At 75.3% G+C, this 2,592-nt stretch carries 3 protein-coding genes; all 3 read right to left on the bottom strand.

Annotated elements, in window-relative coordinates:
- The coding region (locus ACIQOV_RS36715; RefSeq protein ID WP_401055136.1) for an NAD(P)/FAD-dependent oxidoreductase at positions 1 to 776 on the bottom strand (776 nt) is incomplete at its 3' end.
- Positions 776 to 1,552: an ABC transporter ATP-binding protein gene (locus ACIQOV_RS36710; protein ID WP_401055135.1), complete on the bottom strand. Its 777-nt coding sequence runs from the start codon at positions 1,550 to 1,552 to the stop codon at positions 776 to 778. The genes ACIQOV_RS36710 and ACIQOV_RS36715, both read right to left, overlap by 1 nt.
- Positions 1,549 to 2,592: ABC transporter ATP-binding protein (locus ACIQOV_RS36705; RefSeq protein ID WP_401055134.1), on the bottom strand; the 1,044-nt coding region annotated here is incomplete at its 5' end. The genes ACIQOV_RS36705 and ACIQOV_RS36710, both read right to left, overlap by 4 nt.

The following is a 2,592-nucleotide window of genomic DNA, read 5'->3' as shown; positions in this document are numbered from 1 at the left end:
GCGGGGACCTGGTGGACCTCCTCGCGCAGCGGGCGGACGCCGATCGTGAAGTCGTCGCCGACGCCGGCCAGCCGGTTGAGGCCTCCGGACCACGGGCCGGCGGCGTTGACCACGACCGGCGCGGCGATCCGCGTTCCGTCGGCCAGCCGGATGCCCGCCACCCGGTCCGCGCGCCGGTCGACGGCCACGACGGTGTGGTGGAACAGGAAGCGTGCGCCCAGTCCGGCCGCCGCGTCGGCGAGGTTCCGGGCGGCGAGCTGCGGGTCGTCGACGTACCCGGCGTCCGGGGTGTACAGGGCGCCGAGCTCGCCGGACGGGTCGGCGAAGAAGGCGTCGTCGTCCACCGGCTTCGGCGGCCAGTACCGCCCGGGATCGATCCCGGGAAGGCGCGCGCGCAGCGTCGGGGCGTCCCACCGCTCGTACCGGACTCCGGCGCGGTCGAACAGGGCGGCTGCCTCGGACGGTGCGACGGCGGGGGAGTCGAGCAGTACGGCGCCGGTGCGGTGGAAGGCCGCGAACGGGCGGTGGCCGGTGAGCCGCAGGTGGTCGGGCCAGGACGTCCAGAGGTGCTGCGCCTCCCAGGCCGTGGCCACGCCGGCGAAGGTGGAGTAGTTGAACCGGATGATCGCACTGGAGGCGCTGGTGGAGCCGTGGCCGGCGGCGCCCGCCTTGTCCACGACGGCCACCTGCCGCCCGGTGCGGGCGAGTTCGAGCGCGACGGCGGCACCGATCACTCCGGCTCCGACCACCACGACGTCCGGTTGGCGACTGGTCATCAGGACCTTCGAGAGGGTAGGCGGGGGACGGAGTCGAGCAGTGTCCGAGTGTACGGGTGCCGCGGATTCCGCAACAGGACCTCGGTGGGGGCGGTCTCGACGATCCGGCCGTGCCGCATGACCGCCACCGTGTCGGAGACGTGGCAGACCGCGGGCAGGTTGTGGCCGATGAACAGCATCGACAGGCCGAGCCGCCGCTGGAGGTCGCGGATCGTGTTGAGGACGGAGGCCTGCACCGAGACGTCGAGTGCCGAGGTGATCTCGTCGGCGATCAGCAGGCCGGGCTCGACCGCCAGGGCACGGGCGATGGCGGTTCGCTGGCGTTGGCCGCCGGACAGCTGCCGGGGCAGACGGTCCGCGAACCGGGGGTCCAGGCCGACGAGTTCGAGCAGGGCGGGGACGCGCTCGGCCCGGGCCCGTCGGTCGAGCCGGTGGAACGCGGTGGCCGCTTCGAGGAGTGTCCCGCGGACGGTCATCCGGGGATCCAGCGCGGTGTCCGGGTCCTGGAGCACGATCTGGACCAGGCGGCCGAGCCGACGCCGGTCGCCGATCGTACGGACCCGGACCTCCCGGCCGTCGAGCAGCACCCGGCCCCCGTGCACGGGCGTGAGGCCGACGATCGCGCGGGCCAGGCTCGACTTCCCGGAGCCGGACTCGCCCACGAGCCCGAGTGTCGTGCCGGCCGGGATCTCCAGCGAGACCCCGTCGACGGCGGCGACCGGGCCGCGCGGGCCGTGGTGGCGGACGGTGAGGTCGGAGAGCTGAAGGACGGTCATGGCGTGACCACCTCCGCCGTCACCGGCACCGGGTACCAGCAGGCCACCTGGTGGACCGCGTCGAGGTCCTCCAGCGGTGGGGCCTGCTCGGCGCAGTTGCCCCGGCGACGCGGGCAGCGGGGCTCGAACGGGCAGCCCGGGGCGGGCGCCAGCGGGTCGGGCGGTGTGCCCTCCACCGTGGGCAGCGGCCGGTCGCGGTCCGCCGCGAGGTCCGGCACCGACGCGACCCGGGCCCGGGTGTAGGGGTGCCGGGTGCCGCACGCGAGCCGGTCGGCGGGCAGGGACTCGACGATGGTCCCCGCGTACATCACCAGGACGCGGTCGCAGAACTCGCCCACCAGCGCGACGTCGTGGCTGATGAACAGGACGGCGGCGGAGGTGTCCCGTCGGATGTCGGAGAGCAGCCGGGTGATCTGCCGCTGCACCGTGACGTCCAGCGCGGTGGTCGGCTCGTCGGCGATGATCAGACCCGGACGCACCATCAGCCCGGCGGCGATCAGCACCCGCTGGCGCTGGCCGCCGGAGAGCTGGTGGGGGCGTGCCCGCAGCACGGCCGGGGGCAGGGCCACCCGCTCCAGGGCGGCGGAGGCCTCCGCCGATGCCTGGGCACGGCCGGCGCCGCGGTGCGCCCGGACGGTCTCGGTGAGCTGGGTGGCGATGCGCAGCGAGGGGTTCAGCGCCGAGGCCGGGTTCTGGAAGATCACCGCCAGGCCGGTCGCGAGGTGGTGCTCGCGCTCCTTCGGCGTCAGGGCGGCGAGGTCGGTGCCGAGCAGGCGCAGGGTCCGCCGGGAGACCCGGGCCCGGTCCGGGAGCAGGTCGGCGACGGCGAGTGCGGTGAGCGACTTGCCGGAGCCGGACTCGCCGACGAGCCCGACGATCTCGCCGGCGCGCAGGGACAGGCTCACGCCGCGCACCGGCCGGATCACCCCCTCCGGGGTGGGGAGTTCGACGGTGAGGTCCTCGACCTGGAGCACCGGACCGTCCTCGGCGGGCCCGCTCGGGGCGGGCGGTGGCGCGGGCGTAGGGGGCGCGGGCGTAGG

The organism is Kitasatospora sp. NPDC091257 (genome assembly GCF_044757675.1).
GTDB lineage: Bacteria > Actinomycetota > Actinomycetes > Streptomycetales > Streptomycetaceae > Kitasatospora > Kitasatospora lactacystinica.
The sequence above is the reverse complement of the archived record's forward strand: the minus strand, read 5'-3'. Positions and strand labels throughout refer to the sequence as shown.

What these genes read in the sequence shown, in the direction of transcription:
- ACIQOV_RS36710 (WP_401055135.1), bottom strand. Translation starts at nt 1,552, where the DNA reads ATGACCGTCCTTCAGCTCTCCGACCTCACCGTCCGCCACCACGGCCCG.